We start from the raw sequence: 23,367 nt of genomic DNA, 5'->3' as shown, positions 1-23,367 counted from the left end.
CCAGAGAAATATCGACTTACACTTCGGTCATGCGTAACTCTTTCGGTAACGAGAAAACCACGTTCTCTTCTCGGCCCTGCAATTCCTCAGGCTCTTCGCCACCAAGTGATACCAGTTTAGCAACGACTTCTTTAACCAGAACATCCGGAGCGGAAGCACCTGCAGTAATGCCAACGGCTTTAACGCCCTCGAGCCATTCAGCCTGAATTTCGGAAGCATTGTCGATGAGGAAAGCTTTAGCCCCCATACGCTCACCGAGCTCACGGAGACGGTTGGAGTTACTGCTGTTGGGCGAACCCACTACCAGCATCAGGTCACAATCAGACGCGAGGATTTTAACGGCGTCCTGGCGGTTTTGTGTGGCGTAACAAATGTCGTCTTTCCGAGGCCCGGTAATCTCAGGAAACTTCGCACGCAGTGCATCAATAACCCGGGCAGTATCATCCATCGATAATGTTGTCTGAGTTACGTATGATAGAGCAGAAGGATCTTTGACCTCGAGAGCCTCAACGTCCTCTTCATCTTCAACAAGGTAGATATTTCCGCCTTTGCTGAAGTCGTACTGCCCCATGGTACCCTCGACTTCCGGGTGCCCTTTATGGCCGATAAGAATGCACTCTCGGCCGAGAGCGCTGTAGCGGGTCACCTCAAGGTGAACCTTAGTTACCAGCGGGCAGGTCGCATCAAATACTTTAAGACCGCGGTCGGCTGCATTTTTACGCACAGCCTGAGAGACGCCATGAGCTGAAAAAATAACGATATTATCGTCTGGCACTTCATCCAGCTCGTCGACGAATATAGCACCTCGATCACGCAGATCATTCACTACAAACTTATTGTGGACAACTTCGTGGCGAACATAGATAGGCGGTTCAAACAGTTCCAGTGCGCGATTAACGATATCGATCGCCCGATCAACACCAGCGCAGAAACCGCGTGGATTAGCGAGCTTAATCTGCATCCTTCACCTCGAGAATCTGAACTTCAAAATGGAGCTCTTTTCCTGCCAGCGGATGATTGAAATCAACGGTAACGTAGTCACCTTCAATAGAGCTGATTACGCCAGGAAGCTCAGCCCCCTGAGCATCTGCGAATGACACCATCAAACCTGGCGCCACCGGCATATCCACCGGAAAATCGGAGCGTTTCATATCCTGAAGATTCTGCGGGTTTGGTTGCCCGAATGCTTTTTCGGGCGGCACGGTAAAAGTCTTGTGATCACCCGTGGTTAAACCGATCAGACATTCTTCAAAGCCTTCGGGTAAGTTTCCATCACCTACCGAGAGTTCAGCCGCGTCATTTTTGAAGGTGGAGTCCACTTCCTGCCCATCTGCCAGACGCAAGGCAAAATGCAGTTTTACCCGACTTCCGTCAGCAATAATTCCGAGAGACATATTCACACCTTTTAATGGGCCACACACTATGGAGGTGCAGCGTTAGTACGCAGATGTCAGGCTTTCGCCCGCTCTTCTTTAATTTCCCGAATCACATCAAGCGCCATCATAATCGCGCCTAATGTAATCGCGGAGTCGGCGATATTAAATGCAGGGAAGTAACTGTTGTTCCAGTGCACCGAAATGAAATCGACGACATGCCCATACAATACCCGGTCAATCAGGTTGCCCACGGCGCCACCGAGTATCAGCGTCAGCGCAATAGGCAACCAGACACTTCCTCGCGGAAGTCTGGCCAGCCACACGAGCAACATAACTGAGACGCCCGCCGAGATAATCGTAAAGAACCAGCGCTGCCACCCCGCCTGATCCGCCAGGAAACTGAAAGCCGCACCAGGGTTGTAGAGTAAGGTAAAGTCCAGAACAGGCAGAATGTATACCGGCTGGGCGTAGGTCAGCATGTTCTCCGCAGTCACTTTGGTCACCTGATCCAGTACCACGGCCAGCACGGCTAACCATAACCAGATCAGCGGCGAACGTCCGCTGTCCGCTACAGCACTTGAATCAGTCATCAGGCGTAATGACGGACTTCACCGTCACCCTCAACGTTTTCGACGCAACGGCCGCACAAGGTTGGATGACGATCGTCGCTACCCACCGTCTCACTGTGATGCCAGCAACGTTCACATTTCTCAGCGTCGGATGCCATAACAGCAACGCGAAGACCATCAAGGTCGGTCGCTTCGCCACCCTCTTCGCTCAGAGGTTTTACAACGGCACCCGAGGTAATCAGTACAAAGCGTAATTCGTCACCTAAGCGATCCAGTTTGGCTTTCAGCTCGTCAGCAGCAAACAATACGACTTCAGCACTCAGAGATGCACCAATGCGTTTTTCACTGCGTGCTTTTTCCAACGCGCCGTTGACCGCTTCTTTGGCTTCCATGACGGAGCGCCAGTAAGCATCATTAAACTCGGATGCGGCAATCTGCGGAAAGTCTGCGTACCACTCGGAAAGCTGAGCTGACTCTTCGCGCTCACCGCTCACTGGCGCAGGTAATGCGCTCCAGATTTCTTCAGCGGTGAAAGACAGTACAGGCGCAATCCAGCGCGCCATCGCCTCAGCAACATGATAAAGCGCCGTCTGCGCACTGCGACGTGGCAGGCTATCAGCTTTACAGGTGTACTGACGGTCTTTAATTACATCAAGGTAGAAGGCACCCAACTCAGACACACAGAAATTCATCAGCGTCTTAGTCAGCGTTTTCAAATCGTAGTTGTGGTAAAGCGCGATGACTTTTTCCTGTAGTCGCTCTGTGTAACTGACCATCCAGGCATCCAGTGGCAACAGCTCATCGGCAGAAACCATATCCGTCGCAGGATTAAAGCCGTTAATGTTCGCCAACAGGAAGCGGCAGGTATTACGTACGCGGCGATAGGAGTCGGCGTTGCGTTTCAGAATTTCATCAGAAACCGTCATCTCGCCTGAATAGTCGGTATCCGCTACCCACCAGCGAAGGATGTCGCCGCCCAGTTGATTAATAACCTTCTGAGGTTCGACCGTATTACCGATCGACTTGGACATCTTGCGGCCCTGACCATCAACGGTGAAGCCGTGAGTCAGTGCTGTTTTGTAGGGTGCTTTGCCATAGGCTGCGACGCTGGTCAGCAGTGATGACTGGAACCAACCACGGTGCTGGTCAGAACCTTCCAGATACAAGTCCGCAGGCATTTCCAGCTCATCGCGCGCCATACAGACCGCCGTGTGCGTCACACCAGAGTCAAACCAGACATCCAGCGTATCCACGACCTTATCGTACTGACCCGCTTCATCACCCAGCAGTTCCGCCGGATCAAGATCAAACCAGGCATCAATGCCAGCGCCTTCAACACGCTCTGCTACCTGAGCAATCAGCTCCGGCGTACGCGGATGCAGCTCGGCGGTTTCTTTGTGCACGAACAACGCAATCGGCACACCCCAGGTACGCTGACGCGAGATACACCAATCCGGGCGATCGTTCATCATGCCCTCGATGCGCGCCTTGCCCCAGGACGGACGCCACTCGACGGTGTTTTCCACTTCGTCCATCGCCTGATCCAACAGGCCTGCCTGATTCATGCTGATAAACCACTGTGGCGTCGCGCGGAAAATAATCGGCGTTTTGTGACGCCAGCAATGCGGATAGCTGTGCGTGATGTTGGCTTTTTTCACCAGAGCACCGCGCTCATTCAGAATGCCCAGTACACGGAAATTACCTTTATCTGCCGTACTTAATCCGGTCAGTTCGAGCGCTTCGAGCGCTGGGTTGGCGATAAAATTACCCTGCGAATCAACCAGCATTTCGTCAGATTTAACGCTGTAAACGTTCGAGACAACGTAGTCATCCACACCGTGCATAGGCGCAGTATGAACGGAACCCGTACCAGAGTCGGCCGTCACGTGTTCACCGGTGATCACAGGCACGAACTTGTCGCCGCCCTCTTTACCCGGCATAAACGGATGCTTCACTTTAAATGGCGCTTCACTCTGGTCAGGCGTCTGACCAAAAGCTTTACCTTTTGCAGTGCCCAGGACTTCATAACCATCCGCATCCAGACCATAACGCTGAGCAGCATCATCTACGAGGTCCGTAGCCAGCAGAAGAACTTCGTCCGCTTCTTTCAGCAGAACCAGTGAGTATTCCAGTTCAGGGTGAACAGATACCGCTTCGTTAGCAGGCAAGGTCCAAGGTGTTGTGGTCCAGATCACAATGCTGACTGGCTTGTCGACATCGACGTTGAATGCACCAGCAATCGCCTGCGTATCCGGGAAGGTGAACTTCACGTCAATCGCGACGGATTTCTTGTCGTGATATTCAACCTCGGCTTCAGCAAGCGCAGAGCCACAGTCAGAACACCAGTTAACCGGCTTGAAGCCTTTGTGCAGGTGTCCGGCATCAATGATCTTGCCAAGGGTGCGGATGATGTCGGCTTCAAATTTGAAGTCCATGGTCAGGTATGGGTTTTCCCAGTCACCCAGAACCATCAAGCGTTTGAAATCGTTGCGCTGACCATCAACCTGCTCAGCCGCGTATTCACGACAATGCTGGCGGAACTCGCTGGCGCTGACCTTCTCACCGACTTTGCCGACCTTAGCTTCAACCTTCAGTTCAATCGGCAGACCATGGCAGTCCCAACCCGGAATATACGGCGCATCTTTACCGCTCAGCGTCTGGGACTTGATGATGACGTCTTTCAGAATCTTGTTAACTGCGTGACCGATGTGAATATTGCCGTTCGCGTACGGAGGGCCATCATGCAGAATAAACTTATCCCGTCCTGCGCGTGCTTCACGGATTTTGCGGTACAGACCAATTTCTTCCCAGCGCGCCAGCATTTCAGGCTCACGCTTTGCCAGATTTCCACGCATTGGAAATTCTGTATCCGGCAGGTTCAATGTCGGTTTGTATTGGCTTTCCACTTTATCGTTCATAAATTCACTGATTGCGTCAGGGGCCTGCTGCGTTAATGCGCGGCCTGTTATCGGTCAAATCGGAAAGAATCCGGTCGCGAAGCAAAATATGCCCGCGCCGCTTTCTTATCAGAGTCTATTGCAGACTTGAGCGCATCAAGTCCGTCGAATTTCATTTCATCACGAATCTTTTGCATAAAAGAGACGGTCAGGTGTTTACCGTACAGGTTTCCACTGAAACCAAACACGTGGACTTCCAATGATGGCTCAGGTTCACCACTGATCGTCGGCTTTACACCCAGATTAGCTACGCCGATGTATTCCTCACCGCCTTCCTGCTCAATCAGGTGCACTGCGTACACACCGGTCATCGGCAGTCGGCTACGTTTAATCAGCACATTAGCTGTCGGTGTATCCAGCGTCCGCCCCAGTTGGCGACCATAGGCTACACGGCCTGACATCTGATATGGACGCCCCAACAGCTCCGCAGCCATCGGTAAATTGTCACGGGCCAACTCTTTGCGAACGCGGGTACTACTTACCCGATCACCTGCGATTTCATGCGTTGGGGTATCGTCAACACTGAACCCTGACACCTTACCAGCGGTCTCCAGTGCGGCATAATCACCACTGCGATCGCAACCAAAACGGAAATCATCCCCGACAATCAGGTGCTTCACCTGAATGCCGTCGATCAGAATACTCTGGATAAACTGAGCAGCAGACATACTTCGCAGTGATTCGTTGAATGGCAGGCACAGAAGATAATCAATGCCAGCGTCGCGTAGATCCTGAAACTTATCGCGAAACCCTGCCAGACGCGGTGGCGCCAGATCAGGCGCAAAGAACTCTTTAGGCTGAGGTTCGAACATCATCACCAGAGTAGGCTTACCTTCCTCTGCTGATACCTTTTGCAGTGACTCCAGGATACGGCGATGGCCAAGATGAAGACCATCAAAATTCCCGATGGTCGCGACGCAACCATCGAAATCGACGGGCAAACTGGCGTTCAGATTGTGCAGGCCACGAATCAGGCGCATCACAGATACCGCTGCAAAATTAAAAGCACGGATTATAGCGGTTTAACACTGATCAGAACAGCTCGCCGCGGAGATGACGCAGACGCAACCCTGCCGCTGTCATTACGGCGAAATACACCACCACACCAGCCCCAACCAGCACAGACAGCCAACCTATTCGTTGCATCGTCTTCCAGGTTAACCAGTCTCCCGGAGCCCCCATCAACCATACAGATACGGCGGCCAGAGCCGAGTTAGCCAACAAGAGAATCAGCATGAACTTCAACCAACCCGACTGTGGTTGATACACCCCACTTTTACGCAGTCCGCGGTACAGCATGAAGACGTTGTAATAAGCAGCCAACGAGGTCGCTAATGCAAGACCAGCGTGCTGCAGTGGATACACCAGTGCCAGATTCAACACCATATTCACGACCATAGCCTGAATACCAATTTTCACTGGTGTTTTCGTATCTTGACGGGCGTAGTAGCCCGGCGCCAGAACTTTGATCATCATAAAGGCCAGCAAGCCAACCGCGTATGCCTGCAAACTCAGAGTCATCTTACCGACGTCGTAAGCCGTGACTTCACCGTAATAGAAGATCGTCGCCATCAGAGGCGTTGCGAGAAGCACCAAAGCAAGAGCAGCAGGCGTCGCTATCATAAACACCATACGAACTGCCCAGTCGATGGTTCGGGAGAACGCCTCTTTGTCTGCAGCCGCGTGCTTACCCGACAGTGCCGGAAGAATGACCACGCCGATAGCAATCGCAAACACCCCCAAGGGCAGGTTATTCAAGCGATCTGAGTAATAAAGCCAACTGACACTGCCGTCCTCGAGAAAAGACGCCAGCAGAGTATCCAACAAGAGATTGATCTGACTGACGGACACACCAAACAACGCCGGTACCATTAGCTTACCAATGCGCCGCACACCTTCATCTTTCGGTTTTACGGAAGGCAAAACCAGCAGGCGCATGCGCGCAATAAAAGGCAGCTGGAACATAAACTGGAACAGTCCGGCAAAGAAAACACCCCATGCCAGAGCGTATAGCGGCTCTTCGAAGTAATCCGTGAAGCCAAGCGTAGCAGCGATCAAAGTGACATTCAGAATAACCGGCGTGAAGGCCGGCACTGCAAAGCGCCCGTAGGCATTAAGCACACTACTCGCAAAGGCCGTGAGCGATATAAAAAACAGATAAGGAAAGGTGATACGCAGCAGATCGCCTGTGAGGGCGAACTTTTCGGGGTCACTGCGAAAACCCGGAGAAAATACCCAGGGCAGATAATCGGCGCCAAGCACGGCCAGACAGGTGACACCTAAAAGTGCCATACCCAGAACACCCGAAACCCGGGCGACTAATAAGCGCACTTCATCGAAGGCTCGCTGTGTCCGATATTCACTCAAGACCGGTACAAAGGCTACCGAGAACGCCCCCTCGGCAAACAGGCGGCGAAAGAAATTCGGAATCTTGAAGGCGACAAAAAATGCATCCGCACGCGCACCGAAGTATTGAGCCACAATAACATCGCGCGCCAGCCCCAGAACCCGACTCAGCAGGGTCATAACACTGACAATGGATGATGAGCGGAGCAGACTGCTGCTTTTCGCCTCTGGGCCGGATTCAGGCGTAGCGGACATAAGCGTTTCCGTGCGGATATGCGATATTTATACACAAAAAAACCCGCCGTTGGCGGGTTTTTTCTTCGATCTGAAGCAGGTATCAACCTTTCAGAGCGACAACCTTAGTGTTCAGACGGCTCTTGATGCGGGCAGCAGCATTCTTGTGCATGATGCCTTTAGTCACAGACTTGTCGATGTAAGGTTTGCTTTGAGTAAACGCAGCCTGAGCCTGCTCGTAGTCAGCAGTTTCGATGGCGGCATTAACTTTCTTAACATAAGTGCGCACCATAGAACGCAGTGCCATAGTACGGGCACGACGTTTGATAGCCTGACGGGCGCGTTTACGAGAACCAGCGGAATTTGCCACAGTCGGCTCCTCAAATTCGGTTATTAACTTTAGTCGGGAATCTACGCGCTTGTGTGTAGGTACCCAGAGAGGGCCGGAATTATCCGGATATAAGCAGGGGCTGTCAACAGCTACAGCCCCTTTACCTTAAGCTCAATGCGAGCCAGAGATCAGAATCAGTCAATAACCACAGGTTCGAAGGATTTCACCAGATCATCAACCGCCTTCATCTGTGCCAGATACGGCTCCAGCTTATCCAGCGGCAGCGCGCACGGGCCGTCACACTTGGCTTCTGCAGGATTCGGATGGGCTTCGATAAAGAGACCAGCAATGCCCAGTGCCATACCAGAACGCGCCAGCTCAAACGCCTGCTGGCGACGGCCATCGGCGGAATCAGCACGACCACCCGGGCGCTGCAGTGCATGTGTCGCATCAAAGATCACTGGCGCCTGCTTTTTCATTTCGTCCATGCCCAGCATATCAACCACAAGGTTGTTGTAACCAAAGCTTGAACCGCGCTCACACAGCATGACCTTGTCGTTACCGGCTTCAGCAAATTTCTTGATGATGTGACGCATCTCATGTGGTGCCAGGAACTGAGGCTTCTTCACATTGATCGCCGCACCGGTTTCAGCCATCGCAACCACCAGATCAGTCTGACGCGCCAGAAACGCTGGCAACTGGATAACATCAACCACTTCAGCAACAGGCGCGGCCTGATATGGTTCGTGGACGTCAGTAATCACAGGGACGTTAAAGGTCTTTTTGATTTCTTCAAATATTTTCAGACCCTCTTCCATGCCCGGACCACGGTAAGAATTGATCGAAGAGCGGTTGGCCTTGTCGAACGATGCCTTGAATACGTACGGGATGCCCAGTTTTCCTGTCACCTCGACGTAGGTTTCACAGATTTTCATCGCCAGATCGCGACTTTCCAGCACGTTCATACCACCGAAAAGCGTAAATGGCTTGTCGTTGTTTACGTCCAGACCGGCTACGTTAACCGTCTCAATCATGTCTTTTATCTCCTGAAGTAAAATCCTGTTGAGGCCCACACATTCTGGTTCAGAGAATAACCAGATTATCCCGGTGAATCATCTCGGGTTCTGTTACCGTTCCCAGCGCTTCTTCAAGCCCGGACGTCGGTGTTTTTAAAATCTTCTGCGCTTCGCTGATGCTGTAATTCACAAGCCCCTTGGCGACCAGCTGCCCACGCTCATCACGGCATTCAACCACCTCACCGCGCTCAAAGCGGCCTGTGGCCTTGCTGACACCAATTGGCAACAGACTGCGTCCGCCCGTGCGGAGCGCCTTCACTGCACCATCATCCAGCGTGAGTATACCGTGGGTCTTAAGATGGCCTGCGATCCATTGCTTTCGCGCAGCCACTGGCGCCTGCCCGGCTTTCAGCAGAGTGCCCACCAGTTCGCCCTGATGCAGGCGGGAAATAACATTATCTATGCGACCACCAACGATCAGGGTATCCGCACCGGAGCGCGCAGCTAATGTTGCTGCACGCACTTTGGTGACCATACCGCCACGTCCAAGCGCACCGCCCCCGCCTGCCATCGCGGCGTATTGTGGGTCTGAGGCCATGCCCTCGAAGATCAGCGTTGCATCGGGGTTCGAGCGTGGATCAGCCGTGTACAGGCCATCCTGATCCGTGAGAATAACAAGCAGGTCTGCTTCAACCAGATTGGCCGCTAACGCACCCAGCGTGTCGTTATCACCAAAGCAGATTTCATCCGTTACCACTGTGTCATTTTCATTGATGATGGGAACAACACCCATATCAAGGAGAGTACGCAGCGTGGTGCGGGCATTGAGGTAGCGCTTACGGTCGCTCAGATCATCATGCGTCAGTAGCACCTGCGCAGTATGCCGACCGTGTTTTGAGAAAGAGGTTTCGTAGGCCTGTACCAGCCCCATCTGACCGACGGCAGCCGCCGCCTGCAGTTTATGAACTTCATCCGGCCGGGCCTTCCAGCCAAGGCGGGTCATACCTTCAGCAACTGAACCTGAAGAGACCAACACCACTTCATGACCGGCATGGAGCAGACCAGCAATCTGGTCCACCCAGCTTTGCATACCCTCACGATTCAGGCCTTTGCCGTCATTCGTCAGCAACGCACTGCCGATTTTAATCACCCAGCGTTTTGCGTCTTTCAGATTGTTACGCGAAGCCTGCCACTGCTCTGTTGTCATGCGTTACTGTCCGGCACGGATTAGTCTTTTGTCGAGTTATTCGTTTGTGTAGACGACTTCCACATCGTAGTCATCGTCATCATCGTCCTGCTTAGCAGCTTTACGCTCTGCCCGCTCCTGACGACGACGCTCATGCAGCGCCTCGAGGTGCTCGCGCGCCTCTTCTTCGACCTGCTCGCGCTCGGCCAGAATAGCCTCAGCAAACTCTTCGTCTTCGGCTGCTCGTTCGCGACGCTCTTCCATATACTCCATGATGTCGCACACCAGCTTATGAGTACCGTCACGGTTGATCGCAGAAATACGATACACCGGACCATCCCATTCAAGCTTCTCAATAATTTCCTGGCAACGAGCCTCGCGCTCTTCTTCAGGCAGCAGATCGAGCTTGTTCAGCACCAGCCAGCGGTCACGCAACGCCAGTCCGGGCGAGAAATTCTCAAGCTCACGACTGATGGCTTCTACGCGTTCCGCAGGATCAGAATCATCAAACGGCGCCATATCGACAATATGCAGCAGCAGCTGAGTACGTACCAGATGCTTGAGGAAGCGTGTGCCAAGGCCAGCACCGTCTGCCGCACCCTCAATCAACCCTGGAATATCCGCAATCACAAAACTGCGGTGCTCCTCAATGGAGACCACGCCAAGGTTCGGTACCAGAGTGGTGAACGGATAGTCCGCCACTTTCGGTGTCGCTGCAGATACCGAGCGGATAAAGGTCGATTTTCCGGCATTTGGCAAGCCCAACAGACCGACGTCTGCCAGCACCTTCAATTCGAGCTTCAGGTTACGCGACTCACCCGGCTGCCCCGGCTTTGACTGGCGCGGCGCCTGATTCGTCGATGACTTGTAGCGGGTGTTACCCAAACCATGGAAACCACCCTGAGCCACGAGCAACTGGTCACCATGCGCAGTAAGATCGCCCAGCACTTCATTAGTGTCGTCATCAATCGCTGTCGTACCTACGGGTACTTTCAATACGATATGATCGCCTTTGGCACCGGTACAGTTACGACCCGCTCCCGGACGACCATTTTCGGCCTTAAAGCGACGGGTGTAGCGATAATCCACCAGAGTATTGGTATTCTCGTCGGCTTCAAGGTACACAGAACCGCCATCACCGCCGTCGCCGCCGTCCGGGCCGCCCTTAGGGATGAATTTCTCACGACGGAAACTGACGCAGCCATTGCCGCCTTTGCCAGCTTCTACAGCGATACGGACTTCATCAACGAACTTCATGGTAATAACGCTCTGGTTTGGGATGTACAAATAAAAACGCCCCAACTGCTATGCAGTCAGGGCGCATCAGCATATTCCGGTGCAATTAAGCCGCTGGAACGATGCTTACGGTCTTACGGTTGTTCTTACCTTTGACCTCAAACTTCACTGCGCCTTCAGCGGTAGCGAAGAGAGTGTGGTCACGACCAATCTTAACGTTTTCACCAGCGTGGAAACGAGTGCCGCGCTGACGAACGATGATCGCGCCAGCTTTAGCAGTCTGACCGCCAAACAGTTTTACGCCAAGGCGTTTACTTTCGGAATCGCGACCGTTCTTGGTAGAACCACCAGCTTTTTTGTGAGCCATTGCTTTACTCCTAGCTGCGAGGTCACTGCAACACTGCGGATGCGGCGGTGTTGACCGCGCGGACCTCTGAAATTAGTGTTTAGCCAGCGATGCTGGTGATTTTCAGTTCAGTGAACCACTGACGGTGGCCCATCTGCTTCATGTGGTGCTTACGACGCTTGAACTTCATGATCTTCACTTTCTTGTGACGACCGTGATTAACAACTTCAGCTGTTACTTTAGCGCCTTCAACCACTGGAGCGCCGATTTTAACATCGTCGCCGTTACCAATCAGCAGAACTTTTTCCAGTTCAACGTTTTCGCCAGTTGCTACTTCCAGTTTCTCAACTTTCAGAGTCTGACCTTCTTCAACACGGTATTGCTTACCGCCAGTGACTACTACAGCGTACATAACTGTAATTCTCCGCTAGCACTTAGTGTGCATGACTTTTCAGTGCGTGGCCTTTGTCGCCGCTACTGACGCCATAGCGCCAGTCTTTCGCACTGCCTTTCCCTCTCGCTACTTAAGCCTGCTTCTATTGGCAGCACTCTGGCGTCCATATGGCAGGGAGCGTAATTTCGGGGCGCGAGACTATACCGCACTCCTGTTTTGGCCGCAAGTATGGAACAGGCCTTTTTCTTGACAGGGCGGGTCGGCCTCCCTAGCATTCGTTGCATTATAAAGCAGGCACCCGAATCCATGCATATCAAAGACGTACTTGCCACGGTTAACGACGAGTTTCAGGCCGTCGACAAGCTGATCCACGAGCAGCTCGAGAGCCGAGTTCCTCTGGTTGAAAAAATCGCCGAATACATCGTCAGCAGTGGCGGAAAACGTATCCGCCCCCTTCTTGTCCTACTGACAGCGAAAGCATTCGATCGTGCCGATGCTGACGCAGTGAAACTCGCCACTGTGATTGAGTTCCTGCATACCGCGACATTGCTTCATGATGACGTCGTTGACACGTCTGATATGCGCCGCGGAAACCCAACTGCCAATGCCCGCTGGGGCAACGCTCCCAGCGTTCTGGTCGGTGACTTTCTTTACAGCCGCGCTTTCGAAATGATGGTCGAGCTACGCTCTATGCCGGTCATGGAGATACTTTCTAACGCCACCTGCGTCATTGCAGAAGGCGAAGTCATGCAGCTCACCAACGTCAAAAACCCCGACACTACTGAAACTCAGTACATGGAAGTCATCCACGGCAAAACCGCCATGTTGTTCGAAGCTTCTACCCATTCAGCGGCGGCACTGCTCGAATTAAGTGACGCGGATCGCACTGCCCTTAAAGAGTACGGTAAAGAACTGGGCATGGCTTTTCAGCTGGTTGATGATGTGCTCGACTACGAAGGTGATGCTGAAGAGATGGGTAAGAACGTTGGTGACGATCTCGCCGAGGGGAAAGCCACTCTGCCCCTGATTCACGCCATGGCACATGCAAATGAAGAAGACCGACAGCTTATACGCAATGCTATTCGTAAAGGAGGACTGGATGACATGAACGAAGTCCTGCGTGTTGTGAAAAGCTGTGGATCTCTCGACTATACGCGCCAACAGGCCATTGCGTGTCGCGACCGCGCTCAGAAACATCTGGAAAACTTACCAGCATCAGGCGCACGCGACGCTCTCGCCGCACTGGCAGCCATTGCAGTAGAACGAACCACCTGACGGAGTAACAGATCACATGATGCGCGCGGGACTTTGGCTATTGTTGTTTATTACCAGCATCCCGGCGCACTCCGGTCTGCTGGATGGCCTCGGCGGTTCGGATGATTTCCTGCCTGTCGAACGAGCCTTTCCTCTCGACGTAGCTTCAGATAAAAGCAAGGTTAACGCTCGCTGGAACAGTGCCGACGGCTACTACCTTTATGAACACCGTATTTATCTGACTCAGGGGGCGGTGCGACTTGACCCTGCCACCTGGTCTAAAGACGGCAAAGAGAAATACGATGAAGCCTTTGGTGACATCGTCGCCTATTACGGTGAACTGGAAGTCTCTTTTGACACCGCCAGCCTGACACCCGGAACCGCGACTCTCCATTATCAGGGCTGCGCCGATGCGGGCTTGTGTTACCCACCGCAGACCAGTGAAGTCGTCATTACTGACCCCATCGCCAACCCCATCGCCAACCCCATCACTGATGCAGCCAGCACCGGCGATAGTGCGATTTCCAGCAGCCAGTCATCCGCCAGCAGCGACGACTCTTTCTTTTCTGGCCGCTCGCTACCCGCGGTCATTGGTATCTTCTTTCTGCTCGGTCTGGGCCTGACATTCACCCCCTGCGTACTGCCTATGGTTCCCATCCTTACCAGTGTTGTACTGGGTGGTGGCAAAACCAGTGCCGGCCGGGGCTTCTGGCTCTCTTTTCTGTATGTAACCGGCATGGCCATTACCTACGCCGCCGCGGGCCTGACCGTAGGCTTGCTGGGCGCCGGTGCCAACGTACAGGCCATGATGCAGAGTCCACCTGTACTCATCGGTTTTGCGATCTTTTTTATCGTGCTCTCGCTGTCCATGTTTGGTGTGTATGAGCTGCAACTACCCTCGGGCATACGTAATCGCCTGAACGCAGCCAGCCAGAAACAGAGCGGTGGCCAGGCTGGCAGCGTATTTATTATTGGCGTCTTATCGGCACTCGTCGTCTCGCCATGCGTGTCTGCACCGTTAGCCGGTGCGCTCGCCTATCTGAGCACCACAGGTGATGCCACAAGCGGAGCACTTGCCCTGCTCGCGCTCGGCTTCGGCATGGGAACGCCATTAATTGTCCTCGGTACTACCGGAGCCAGCGTTTTACCGAAAGCCGGAATGTGGATGGAGCGTATTAAGTATCTGTTCGGCATCATGCTGATTGGTGTGGCGATCTGGTTGGTCAGCCGATTATTACCCGGATATATCGTATTGGGCTTGTGGGGCGCACTCGCCGTCGGCGCGGGCGTTTCGGCAGGTGCACTGAATACTGCCAGCGAAGGACCTCAGCGCCTGATTAAACCGGTGGCAGTAGGTGTTTTTGCCTACGGAATCATCGCGCTTGCAGGTGCTGTCAGCGGCCGTTCAGACCCTCTGAATCCACTCGGTCACGCTGAAGAAGTTCATGTCAGCCCGTTTTACCAGACAGAGTCAGTTGCAGAAGTTAAAAGCCTGATCGCAGATGCACACACACCCGTCATGGTCGACCTGTACGCGGACTGGTGTATCTCATGCAAAATCATGGACAAAGAAATCTTCGCGACTGACGAAGCACAACAACGTCTGAGCCATGTACAGTGGATACAGCTGGATGTCACCGACAACACTGACGAGCATCAGACCTTTATGAAAGCTCAGGCAGTCTTTGGCCCACCTACTGTACTGTTTTTCGAGCCCGGTGCTGACAACGCCAGCGGCCGGATTATTGGTGAACGCGGTAAGGAAGAGTTTCTGGCAGAGGCTGAGCGGTTGGTTCCTTAAGCAAACACTCTGCCGCATCAAAAGTCCCAGGTAACAGACGCAGAATACGCGGCGCCGGGCCCGTAAAATGCCTGATTATTGTCCGCTGCCCAGTAGAAGCTGGTGTAATACTTAGAGTCAGCAATATTCGTTGCATTCGCACGCAACGTAATATTATCGAACACCTCATAAGACGCCATCGCATCAATCAGGGTGTAGGCTCCCTGATTGACAGAACGGGCCTCTATTTCATCCTGCCAACGCAGACTGAACCCCAATCCAATGCCCGTACCTGAGGTATAAAGTGATGTCAGACGGAATGTATTTTCTGGGTTGAAAGTACGTATCTGTTCATCGTCTTTATTGGTGATTTTTACATGGGTATAACTGGTATTAATGGCAACTGCGGGTGACACCATACCTGACAACTGCAATTCGTAGCCCTGACTGAAATATTCCTCGCCCGCGCGATAATACGGCCGTCCCGTTTCATCACTGATACCTGCAATCTCGGCAACGTTCGTCTTCTCAGTTTTGAATAAGCCTGCGGATGCCAGCGCTGCTTTGTTAAACAGGTCCAGCTTAAATCCTACTTCGTAGGCATCGCCGGATTCCGGTTCCAGTAGTTGCCCTCCCTGAGTCACCTTGTCGGTTTCTTGTGGGCTGAATATTTTTGTCGCACTGGCGTAGGCAGCAAGTGAATCGGTCAGGTTGTAGACGACACCCAGGTACGGCACGACTTCATTTTCAATCTGAGTATCGACTTCTTCTGAGTATGACTCGCCCTGAGTATCCAGATTCATTAACCGAAGACCCGCAGTAACCAGCACATCTTCGGTTACGTCCAGTCGGGCAGTGGAGTACAGGCTGAACAACATCTGCTCCAGATCCCGACCAGAACTACCACCGGTAAACTCTGGCTCCTGAATATCGCCATCCCAGGTCCGAAGCGACTCCACCGCGACTTCACCCAACTCACTGGCAGTGGATACGTCATCGGTTTTCGAGCGGGATAATTGTGCGCCTGTCACCAACTGCAGATCCCGATGACCCAGTGTCAGATAACCCTGTGCATAGAGGTCAAAAACAGATTGCTCAGTCGTTGCCTGGTAAGCACTGCCCCGCCCTCTCAGGCCGTCACCCGATACGCGGTCTTCGGTCGTAGTAAAAAAGAACAGACGGCTATCGGTATCCGTCGTAAATTGCTGTATCTGCACATGAGCTTCCCAGGTGTAACTCAGATAGTGCGTAAGTTCGGCAAACAGCATTTGCGTATCGTTGTGCGTGTAAGCCCACTCAGGCCCTGTGTTGGTTGCACGCAAGTAATCTGTCGGCGTGCCATCGCTGTATACGATAGGCAGCGCCCCCCAGCTTGGGCTGTCGGTCTTTTGCGCCTGCTGGCTGGCTCCCAGCGTAAGGACGGTATCTGGGCTGACATCGTAGTCAACGACACCGTAAAACAAACCTGTTTCCCGGTGATAGCGGTCAAGATACGAATCCGCCGACTCACCGACGGCGACTGCGCGCCCTCGCAAGCCTTCGGTCAACGTGCCTGTAATATCAGCCTGCAAACGCAGCTGGTTCCAACTGCCTACACCAAAAGATAGATCCCCACCGAATGCATCCTGCGGCTTTTTACGGACGAAGTTCACCGTTGCAGAAGGGTCGCCGTACGCAGAGGTAATGCCGTTCGCGCCGGACAAGACTTCGATACGATCAAACATCGCCGTATCGATTCCACCGCGTAATAAGCCATCCGTTAACGGCAAACCCACACCGTCATACTGAAAATTCGTAATGTTGTAGCCGCGGGCGGTAAAGTAGGTCCGCTCAGTTTCAACACGCTGAACGTTCACACCCGAGGAATATTCCAGCGCCTGGTTTACGTCACTCAAATCGAATTGCGTTAACTGCTCACTACTGATGGTAGAAATAGACTGTGGTAATTCCTTCGCGGAAAGATTTATTTTTAACGCAGCGTTAGAGTCTTGTGTACGAAAGCGTCGCGTTTCTTCTTTTTCCCCCTCCACCACGACATCAGACAGTTCAAGCAAGTCGAGACCAAAATTCGGATCGGTATCTGTTTCCGCATAAACATTGCCTGCCAGAAATACCCATACTGGCACTACAAAAACTGGTATTACCCAAAAAGGATATTTCACCCCCATCAGAAACCCTCATACAACAGGCTGTAGTCGGCCTGGGTACCGCTCAGGTTGCCATCATAAGACAACACCTGAATTTTAAATCGCGCGCCGGTATCCGTACGTACGTGGTACACGCGTTGGTTGCTGGAAATACTGCCGTCAGCATTAAACAGAAGGTGATCGTACTGAGACACGGGAGATTTTCCTTCGCCACTTAACAGATGACGGAAGTCATCCAGGTTATCCAGCATAGGACTGAGATTACCGTCGCCATCCTCGGTACGGGTAAAGCCTTGTATTGCTGCTACACCGCCGGTTCGGTTACCGTTAATCGCCGCTCGTACGCGGGTTGCACTGGCACGGCGAATACCCAACCAATTCTTCTCTGGACGGAACGCAATACCCAATACCATATCCCAATTTTCCAGCGCCTCTGTTGCCGACGCCACGCCATTCGATACCTGTTCAAACTGACTGGTACGGCGGTTCATATCTGGCGCAATATCCACGTCGAACGTTAGCGAGCCAGAATAATCAACGTAATCGCCCTGATCACAGCCAAAGGGCTTGTATTGGGAAATGTAGTCAAAATCAAAGAAGGTTTGTTTGTACCAGACATCGCCTTCTCCGTCCGGATCACCTTCTGGGTAACTGCCATGACGGAAACTCAGACACAACTCCTGCTCCGGGCCGAATTGTGTGTCGCCAGCATCCACATCCAATACGGAGTAATAGAAATATCCATTATTCGTTTGTGCGACACCGTCGCTGTTGCGATCGCCGAAACTGACTGCGCGCATGCGGACGTAACGAGTACCTTCAGAGGTACGGAGAATAAAGTAGTTCTCAGGTTTTACCGGTAAATCGTCGACGACTTCATCCGCAATGCCCTCATCACCAGCAACATCGTAGACACGATAAAACTGATTTCCAAAGGCCTTTTCTATATTTTCAGAGTCATTGTCAGAAGCCCAAAGGCCCCAGTTGTCATTCCAGCTATCGGCATTATCTTTGGTTTCGGCTGCAAGAGTGGGCAGGTAGTCCGACGAGCCTAACGGGCCGTTCACTTCATCGAATTCGCGGGTGTTCGCGAATGCAGATGCCGCTGTGCTGTTCAGGCTGATAAAGTCACCGCTGACGCGTAGATCCCAACCAGAAACAGCCGATGTCGATACCGTCGCAGTATCCAGATCAATATATCGCGCGCCAAATAAAGCACTGAACTCCAGCGTCTCCGCTGCGGTATCCAGCACCGTCACTGTAATATCGACCGATGCCGAATTGGCATCATCATCCGTCGCTGTGTAGGTAATCTGGTAGTTGTTGTCGCCATCAGCATCGGTTGGAGCCTCGAAATCAGCCATATCGGTCAAACGGATACGTCTATCATTATCCAATGTAAATGCACCCGCATCTGCGCCCGTGATCTGATAGCTCAGCGAACCAATTGGCGCATCCCCAGAAACCACGGGTACCACCCCAACGTCCTGAGTATTTTCATTGACGCTGTAATCCGAGTTCTGAAGGCTGAAATTGGCGACCTCCATAACATCATTCACTGTGATGATGACAGACTGTTGTTGCACGCCACTGATGCCGTCATCAACATTGACGGTCACACCGTAGGTATTATTCAAATCACTGTCGGCCGGAGCTTCAAAATTCTGTGCTGACAGACGCAGCGTCGTTGCAGGCAGGCCTCCATTGAGACTGAAGGCATCAGAGTCCGTACCCGACAGACTCAGGGTGTAATTCAGTGTCACGGTTTCTGAGCACACCTGATCCACGCTTTCGGGCACGCACGGTATTGGATTGGTGTAACTCAGTGGCGTCACTGACAGCGGCACTTCCGTGAGTGCATTCTCGTTGGCGCTTTGATGACTCAGAGGCGCGAATTCAAACCCTGCGTATTCAACGACATCCCGTACGCTGACGGTGATGGCCAAGGTCGCCGTGTTGCCGTCGCTGTCTGCGGCTTCGATAACCACATTCAGGGCATAGGCCGGGCCAGCACTCTGCGCTGGCTCACTCGCGCCAGCCAGCACCTCGTAGTCCTGTGGTTTCAGGCGCAGGGTACCCGTGGCACTGTCGATGCTGAACCGGGCGGCATCACTGCCGGTTAACCGGTACGTCAGGCTGCCAACATAACCACTGCTGGCCGTCGGCGTGCGTGGACTGTCGACGGTGACTTCGTCGATGCTGTAATCGCTGATGCCGCTCAAGCTGAAGCTGCTGCTTTCGGCCACGTTGTTAATACTGATAGCAATATTCGCCTGAGCCTGGTTACCGTCGCTGTCTGCGGCACTCAATACCGCCAGGTATTGGTTGTCGCCGTTCAGATCCTGCGGGGTTTCGAAGTCGCGCGCACTCAGGGTCAGGCTGCCATTCTGGCTCAGGGTAAAGAAGCTGGCGTCGTCGCCACTCAGGCTGTAGTTCAGTGTGCCAATCGGAGCATCGCCACTGAGTTCTACAGGAACGCTGATGACGCTGTTTTCGTCGCCACTGATCGTTTGTGATGTCAGTGTGAAGTCTGCGACTTCGGTGACGTCTACAACAGTGACAGAAACCGTGACTGATTTTGAACCGCCAACGATGTCGGTTACCGTCACCAGTGCCTGATAGACTTGATTCTGGTTAGCATCAGACGGTGCTTCAAAGTCCTGAATATTGAGCCGCACTATCGCCGGGCGTACGGTATCGTCGATTGTAAATTGAGCCGCGTCCGCACCGGATAATTCGTACGTATACGACAGTGGCGCGCCCGCGACGGTATCTGGAGATACCCGAATTTCAGCACCCGAATCGATAGTATTTTCATCGACGCTGTATGGTTCGATGGCCTCCACGTCGAAGCCATCGTATTCATCGACGTCGACCACGGATATACTGATCCTTGTGCTGGCGACATTACCATCCGTATCTTCGGCGATCAGGGTCACTGGCAGAGCCACCGGCTCTCCGCTGTCGCTGCCCGGCAGGGATTCATAGTCCTGTGGTTGCAGGCTGGCGACGCCGGTGCGGCTGTCGAAGTCGTAGTAATCGCGGTTGTCGCCTTCCAGACGATACACCAGCGCTTCCTGACCTCCGATAGGCTCACCATTAATCTGAGGCGTAACGCCGGTATCACTTTCGTTTTCATTCACGCTGCGTGGCGCGATGTCGGCGATACTGAAGCTTGCGCTCTCGGTGACGTTAGTGACCCTGACGGTATGGCGATGGATAGTGCTGTTGCCATCGGCGTCCGTCAGAGTCACCAGCACCAGATAGGCGTTATCGGCGTTGCTGTCGGCCGGTGCTTCGAAGTCGGCTCCGGTACCTGTTTCTGAACCAGTAAATTCTATCGTGCCGCTGTCGCTGATGCGGAAGAAGGCTGCGTCGTCTCCGCTCAGCACTGCGGTCAGTTCACCGATGGGCTCATCACCTTGAAGTTGGTAGGTGATGGTCGCCACGCTGTTTTCGGCCACGTCGGTGCTGCCCTCTGGAGCGCTGAAGTCGGCGTTTTCGATCACGTCGGTGATGTTTACAGTCCACGATAAAGTCTGGCGATTGCCTTCGCCGTCCGTCAGTTCAGCGCCAATTTCAAACTGGCCATCCGCGTTCGCATCCATCGCGGATTCAAAATCTGCGGCTCCATCAAAAGACACGTCAAATTTATTCGACGCCGAGCGCGTGACGACGAAAGATGCGGCGTCTTCACCTGTCAGAGTCACCTCATAATTCAACTCTACGTCTTCCTGACAAATAGCCGTGGCCTGCGAACTGCCCGAAGGTGCGCAAGGGACTTCCTGAGTGTAAGCGGCGGGATTCGGCTGTAATGTCACACCGGAATCACTGCTGTTTTCCGCCAGTGAGTAGCTTGCTACCTGGTCAACATCAAAACCTGCGTATTCAACGCGATCCTGAATCAGGACGGCATAAGACGTCGAGGCGATATTGCCATCATCATCGGTTGCGACAACGACCACATTTAAAGCAATAGCCGAACCGTCTCCAACACTCTTATCCAGCGCCAGTGCTTCATAATCTTGCGGCAACAGGGTGATCAGACCAGTGGTAGCATCAATATTAAAACGCGCACTGTCACCGCTGCCGGACTCGGCATCAACCAGTCTAAAGCCGAGATTCCCCACCGGCTGGCCGGATATACTGGCATAGATACCTGTGTCCAGAGTGACCTCATCGATACTGCGCACCATAAGAGGATTCAGTGAAAACTCTGCACTTTCAGTCAGATCCAGTACCGTGACCGACACAGAAAGCGAGGTCATATTTTCATCGCCATCGCTCACAACCAGAATCACATCGTATGTATTGGCCTGATCTACATCGGCGGGGCGTTCAAAATCCTGCGCGGACAGTTTCAGTTGTACGCGATCATTGCTGCTATCGAGGTAGAAATAACGCGCATCGCCACTCTGCGCGTTAAAAATAGAATAACTGAGCGCGCCATTCGGCGTATCACCTTCGTCTGGCATCTCTGGCAAGGTCAGTGACCAGAGCCCGTTTTCATCTACGCTGGCAATGCGTGGCTCGAAACTGAAGGCGGCAGGCTCATTCGCATTTTGGACAATACCGCTGACGGCGATGACATCTGTAGAACTGCTGTTCTCAGCACGAAGAAACGCCTCGTAACGATTGTCACCGTTTGCATCTTGTGGGCTCTCAAAATCCGGCGCATTAAAGATCAATTTAAAGTCGGAGGTCAGTTCAAAGAATTCACGGTCGGCCCCCGTAAGCGATAATTGCAGGCCGTCGATCTCAGAAATAGGGATCTCACCAAACACCGAAATACTGCTGCCATTGGATGCCGTATTTTCAATCGCAGACAGGGTATCAATCGGGTTCAGAATAATTTCAACACGCGCCGGTGCCTGCTGGCCTGATCCCGGATCAAAACCTTCAAAGCGAACGGTATTTCGTCCATCCCTAATGTCACTGACCTGGAAACGGTAGGCGTAGCCCTCTGTGCTTTCAACGATATATACACGCCCTGTTGCTACCTTCTGCTGAGGTTCAGTGGCCGTGTACCACATGGGGCCATAGGTCGGGTTATACCCGTCGACCTGCCAATCCAGACCTGCAAACCGGCTGTCTGAGAAGAAGTCTTCCATACCGCTGAATCCCCACACCTCTTCCAGCGTCTGATCGGGATTGCGGAAATTAGTGGATTGAGCGTTGTACTGGGGGTTATTAAAATTGAGGAAGATAACAGCGCCGAGTCCACTCTCGGACGCGCCACCATTCAATCGGGCAATGGGCTCACCCACGATTTGAGCTGACCCGGATTCCGTCGATGTATCAATCTCAATTTCGGCGCTGAAAAAGAAATCCCAGCCTTCCATGGGCTCGTCGTCTGCAACGACTGACGTCATCGCCCGGGTTGGGTGATTAAAATAGAGTTCATCAGAAAGGGGCTGCTCAAAGTAGGCGTCCATATCGAAATAAACGCCAAGAGTGCCGTCCTCAAGCTCGCGCATGACCAGACCGACAAATTCACGAGTGGAAAACACGTCCGTGCCCGCAACCTGCTCACGCAGGTACAGATCAATCTGACGACGATCGGCGTACGCGGTTGCAATATTCATGTAGACAACACGTTCAGCCTGATCCGTACGCACCAGCCAGCTATTACCCTGCTGAACCGTGCCATTAAGAATGGTCAGGGGATCAATGGCGACGGTGTAAGCCTCGGTCTGATATGAAAGCAGGCTGGTATCAATGTTGGCGCTGAAATCCACCGCTTGAGTTGCAGCGATACGTTGACCAGTAACATTGGCGGCATTTTCGTTAACACGAATATTATTGCCATCAATGACCACATCCCAGTCACCATTGAGTTGCGCCTGCTCAGTTGAAATAGAAAGTTCAGACCCGGTATCTAAATCCAGATAAACAGGCTGCGTGGCGTCAACGTCCAGACTGACTTCTTCAGCGTCAGAAGCCAGCGGCAGTGGTCCATTATCGACCGGAGCCTGATCATCGCCATCGGCGGGTTGCGACGGCGAAGCAGGAATCGGGGCATTGGGTGCTACTTCGGGAGACTGGATATCACATCCTGTGATAACCAGCATGGTGAAGAAGACCATATTGATGGGATTTAACAGTTGTCGAATTAACCGAGCGGCGACTTTCACATGTGGCATAAACGTACGTCCATGTCTTTCATTGATATTTTATTCAGGCGACTGCAGTGTC

Annotated in this window: 16 protein-coding genes; 2 read left to right on the top strand and 14 right to left on the bottom strand. The window is 52.9% G+C overall.

Translation table 11 applies throughout. The annotated features are described in order from the left end of the window. Window positions 1–16 precede the first annotated feature (16 nt). The 12 genes from ispH to rplU all read right to left on the bottom strand — a co-directional run bounded on the left by ispH (window position 17) and on the right by rplU (window position 12,009). Complete coding sequence (gene ispH / locus BW941_RS00360) at window positions 17–961, bottom strand: 4-hydroxy-3-methylbut-2-enyl diphosphate reductase (protein WP_068444479.1); 945 nt, start codon at window positions 959–961, stop codon at window positions 17–19. Next, the gene (gene fkpB, locus BW941_RS00355; RefSeq protein ID WP_076513240.1) at window positions 951–1,394 is read right to left on the bottom strand and encodes an FKBP-type peptidyl-prolyl cis-trans isomerase; all 444 of its coding nucleotides are present in this window, start codon (window positions 1,392–1,394) and stop codon (window positions 951–953) included. Before fkpB ends, ispH begins: the two co-directional genes overlap by 11 nt. Before the next feature lie 56 nt (window positions 1,395–1,450). Next, window positions 1,451–1,966, bottom strand: coding sequence for a signal peptidase II (lspA, locus tag BW941_RS00350; RefSeq protein WP_076513237.1), 516 nt, complete (start codon window positions 1,964–1,966; stop codon window positions 1,451–1,453). Then, window positions 1,966–4,863, bottom strand: coding sequence for an isoleucine--tRNA ligase (gene ileS, locus BW941_RS00345; protein WP_076513235.1), 2,898 nt, complete (start codon window positions 4,861–4,863; stop codon window positions 1,966–1,968). The genes lspA and ileS overlap by 1 nt, the downstream gene beginning before the upstream one ends. Before the next feature lie 47 nt (window positions 4,864–4,910). Further along, the gene (gene ribF / locus BW941_RS00340; RefSeq protein ID WP_076513232.1) at window positions 4,911–5,882 is read right to left on the bottom strand and encodes a bifunctional riboflavin kinase/FAD synthetase; all 972 of its coding nucleotides are present in this window, start codon (window positions 5,880–5,882) and stop codon (window positions 4,911–4,913) included. A 52-nt stretch (window positions 5,883–5,934) separates the two neighbouring features. Next, window positions 5,935–7,503, bottom strand: coding sequence for a murein biosynthesis integral membrane protein MurJ (murJ, locus tag BW941_RS00335; protein ID WP_076513230.1), 1,569 nt, complete (start codon window positions 7,501–7,503; stop codon window positions 5,935–5,937). Window positions 7,504–7,585: 82 nt separating this feature from the next. Beyond that, on the bottom strand, window positions 7,586–7,852 hold the full coding sequence (gene rpsT / locus BW941_RS00330) for a 30S ribosomal protein S20 (protein ID WP_076513228.1): 267 nt from the start codon (window positions 7,850–7,852) through the stop codon (window positions 7,586–7,588). A gap of 155 nt (window positions 7,853–8,007) precedes the next feature. Then, window positions 8,008–8,847, bottom strand: a complete 840-nt coding sequence (gene kdsA / locus BW941_RS00325) for a 3-deoxy-8-phosphooctulonate synthase (RefSeq protein WP_068444465.1) — start codon at window positions 8,845–8,847, stop codon at window positions 8,008–8,010. A gap of 49 nt (window positions 8,848–8,896) precedes the next feature. Continuing rightward, window positions 8,897–10,036 (bottom strand): glutamate 5-kinase, encoded by a 1,140-nt coding sequence (gene proB / locus BW941_RS00320; RefSeq protein ID WP_076513226.1) that lies wholly within the window; start codon window positions 10,034–10,036, stop codon window positions 8,897–8,899. 36 nt (window positions 10,037–10,072) lie between these two features. Next, the gene (cgtA, locus tag BW941_RS00315) at window positions 10,073–11,272 is read right to left on the bottom strand and encodes an Obg family GTPase CgtA (RefSeq protein WP_068444459.1); all 1,200 of its coding nucleotides are present in this window, start codon (window positions 11,270–11,272) and stop codon (window positions 10,073–10,075) included. A gap of 85 nt (window positions 11,273–11,357) precedes the next feature. Next, window positions 11,358–11,618, bottom strand: a complete 261-nt coding sequence (gene rpmA / locus BW941_RS00310; protein ID WP_068444456.1) for a 50S ribosomal protein L27 — start codon at window positions 11,616–11,618, stop codon at window positions 11,358–11,360. Window positions 11,619–11,697: 79 nt separating this feature from the next. Then, entirely contained in the window at window positions 11,698–12,009 is a 312-nt protein-coding gene (gene rplU, locus BW941_RS00305; protein ID WP_068444452.1) for a 50S ribosomal protein L21, read from the bottom strand. 288 nt (window positions 12,010–12,297) lie between these two features. Here rplU and BW941_RS00300 point away from each other — a divergent pair, with 288 nt between their 5' ends. Then, window positions 12,298–13,266 carry a polyprenyl synthetase family protein gene (locus BW941_RS00300; protein ID WP_076513224.1) on the top strand — a complete coding sequence of 323 codons (969 nt, stop codon included), beginning with the start codon at window positions 12,298–12,300 and terminating at the stop codon, window positions 13,264–13,266. 16 nt (window positions 13,267–13,282) lie between these two features. After that, window positions 13,283–15,046 carry a protein-disulfide reductase DsbD gene (gene dsbD, locus BW941_RS00295; RefSeq protein ID WP_076513222.1) on the top strand — a complete coding sequence of 588 codons (1,764 nt, stop codon included), beginning with the start codon at window positions 13,283–13,285 and terminating at the stop codon, window positions 15,044–15,046. Window positions 15,047–15,063: 17 nt separating this feature from the next. Here dsbD and BW941_RS00290 read toward each other — a convergent pair whose 3' ends face one another. After that, window positions 15,064–17,151, bottom strand: coding sequence for a TonB-dependent siderophore receptor (locus BW941_RS00290; RefSeq protein ID WP_175607837.1), 2,088 nt, complete (start codon window positions 17,149–17,151; stop codon window positions 15,064–15,066). A 41-nt stretch (window positions 17,152–17,192) separates the two neighbouring features. Then, window positions 17,193–23,315: a cadherin repeat domain-containing protein gene (locus tag BW941_RS00285; RefSeq protein ID WP_076513217.1), complete on the bottom strand. Its 6,123-nt coding sequence runs from the start codon at window positions 23,313–23,315 to the stop codon at window positions 17,193–17,195. Between the last annotated feature and the right edge of the window lie 52 nt (window positions 23,316–23,367).

The sequence above is a fragment of the Thalassolituus maritimus genome (assembly GCF_900156675.1).
GTDB lineage: Bacteria > Pseudomonadota > Gammaproteobacteria > Pseudomonadales > Oceanobacteraceae > Thalassolituus > Thalassolituus maritimus.
Note: the sequence above shows the minus strand (reverse complement) of the source record. Positions and strands in the feature narration are given on the sequence as shown.